The 2276-nt window shown below is 55.8% G+C and carries 1 protein-coding gene and 2 pseudogenes; all 3 read right to left on the reverse strand.

All coding sequences use genetic code 11. The annotated features are described in order from the left end of the window. Positions 1–17 precede the first annotated feature (17 nt). Positions 18–761 carry a glucosamine-6-phosphate deaminase gene (gene nagB, locus HKD27_RS16150; RefSeq protein WP_194690212.1) on the reverse strand — a complete coding sequence of 248 codons (744 nt, stop codon included), beginning with the start codon at positions 759–761 and terminating at the stop codon, positions 18–20. A 24-nt stretch (positions 762–785) separates the two neighbouring features. Continuing rightward, a pseudogene (locus HKD27_RS16155) lies at positions 786–1741 on the reverse strand (N-acetylglucosamine-6-phosphate deacetylase). Positions 1742–1787: 46 nt separating this feature from the next. Continuing rightward, a pseudogene (locus HKD27_RS16160) lies at positions 1788–2276 on the reverse strand (TonB-dependent receptor); the annotation flags it as partial.

Here is a 2276-nt window from a genome sequence, read left to right on the forward strand (position 1 = left end):
ATGCGAAAGCAGAGGGCTCATTTTATTGCTTGGTTGTAGATGCTGGCTGCAGCTTCGTCCAGAATGACCGTGACGTTATCGTGAAGCCGGATCGCGGTGGCGCTCACGTTCTCGCTGATGGGGCCGTTCAGGGCTTCATTGATGATGGCTGCCTTAACACCTCCAACTGCTACCAGCAGGAGGTGTCGGGCTTCAAGGATTGTGCCGACACCCATCGTCAGGGCGCGTGATGGAACCCGCTTAGGGTCGTTACCAAACATACTGCTGTTCTGACGTCGTGTGATGTCATCAAGCTCCACGACTCGCGTCCGGCTGTCGAATGCGGATGGTGGTTCATTGAAGCCGATATGACCGGTTTCACCAATCCCCAGCAGTTGCAGATCAATGCCGTTCGATGCACGGATGGCCACTTCATAACTGGCGCATTCGGCATCCAGATCTGGTGCGGCGCCGCCTGGAACGTGAATCCCGCTGAGAGGCATATTCACATGCGCGAAGAGATGCTCCTGCATGTAATGACGGTATGAATTCGCGTCCGTGGGGCCAAGACCGACATATTCGTCTAGATTGAAGGATGTCATACCGGAAAAATCCAGTGCTCCGGCATCATATTGCTGGACCAGGAGCCGATAGATATTCTCCATTGTACGACCTGTTGCCAAGCCGAGAACCGGCCTCGAAGAAGCGCGAATCTCAGCCGCGATCATGTCGGCAGCGCGATGGAAGGCCTGTTCGGGGCTATTGGTGACGATGATATTCATTGAGGCGTCAATCCTGTTTGGTCTTCATGCCCGGCGCTTGCCGTTAACCCAGACTTCGATGATCTGAAGTCTTTCATCAAGAACCGTGCAATCCGCAAGCAGATCGGGCGCAATGGCGCCACGCTCATGAAGGCCAAGATAGGTCGCAGTATTCGTATTTACCAGCCGGGCGGCTTTTGGAAGGGACATGCCTGCGTCAACGGCATTGCACAGGGCCTGATCGAGGGGCAGGACACTCCCGACGAGTGTCCCATCGAGCAGATGTGCCAAGTCTTACGGATCAGCACATCCTGACCCCCAAGCTGGCTGGGGCCATCGGATTCGCCAGTGCCGCGCATGGCGTCCGTTACAAACAGCAGCCGGTTTCCCATCACACACTCAGCCAGACGCACAGACCAGACAGATGTCGCGTTCCGCCCCAGCATGGTCCGTGATGATATGTCCGATACTGACCCTGATGCCCGTACAGGCAAAGGTCTGCATGGCGCTGATGGAATGTGCGAGTTCCGGTGTGTTCGTCACGACGCGGACAGAGCCGGTTGCGATCGCTTCGGCCACATGGCCGCCTGTCGGTTCGATATCGAACGGCGGCTGGGTACCCAGCTTGTGGGGCTGACGAAAGGCACTCCCAGATGTGCGCCGTGAATGCGGGAGCCGTCTTGCGCTCCCCAATCACAGACGTCCGCTACGGCCCGAAGTGTGCCCATGACCTCTGCCCAAGGAATTGTGATCGTGGTCAGCAGGAGGGGCGTGGTGTCGTGGGCAAGGTGGAACCGGAAGAGGGTTTTAATGGCAGCCACGCCATCCATCGTCTCGGTTCGCCCCTTGCCATGGACATGACCGTCGATGAAGCTGGGAAGGATATAGCGTTCTGTGGTCCGGGACAGAGGCATGATGTTACGGATGTGGCCGTCAAAGCTGATCCGTCCAGATATGATACGGTCACGCAGGAAAAGCTGGCTCTCAAGATGCGATATCATATCGCCTGCCTGAAACCGGGGCGTAAACATCCGGTTACACTCACGATCAGAAGCCGGCTGTCATGGAGACCACCCCGGCAAAGCTACCACCCACATAATAAAGAGGCGTCTGGGCAGCAATGGTCGTCCCGTAAACGCCTTTGGTCGCCTTGGCATTTCCGACAAGACTTGAGGCTCCGGATAGATACCCACTGTTGCCGAGATTGATAAGATTCAGCTGGATATGGGGATGCTTCACGAACCGGTAATTCTTCATGCGATAGCCAAGCGTTACATTTCCCGTGAAGTAGGACGGAATCTTCTGGTCATTCATGAATGTGGCGTATTGCGAACCTACATAATTCAAATTGAAATTTCCGAAAATCGAACCGTCGTCATAAGCCAGTCCGATCGCACCGCTAAAGGTCGGAGTATTGACGGCGGTCTTGCCTTTCGTCGGCAGCAGATCGCCTCCGGAAGCCAGATTATTATCGATCGTAGCATGCAGATACTGGCCGGACAGGTAAGGGCTGAAATGATGCCAGGGGCGAAGCCC

Source organism: Gluconobacter sp. R75690 (assembly GCF_015244525.1).
GTDB classification, from domain to species: Bacteria; Pseudomonadota; Alphaproteobacteria; order Acetobacterales; family Acetobacteraceae; genus Gluconobacter; species Gluconobacter potus.

Coding starts and splice junctions, on each gene's coding strand:
- nagB (WP_194690212.1), bottom strand. CDS start 761: ATGAATATCATCGTCACCAATAGCCCCGAACAGGCCTTCCATCGCGCT.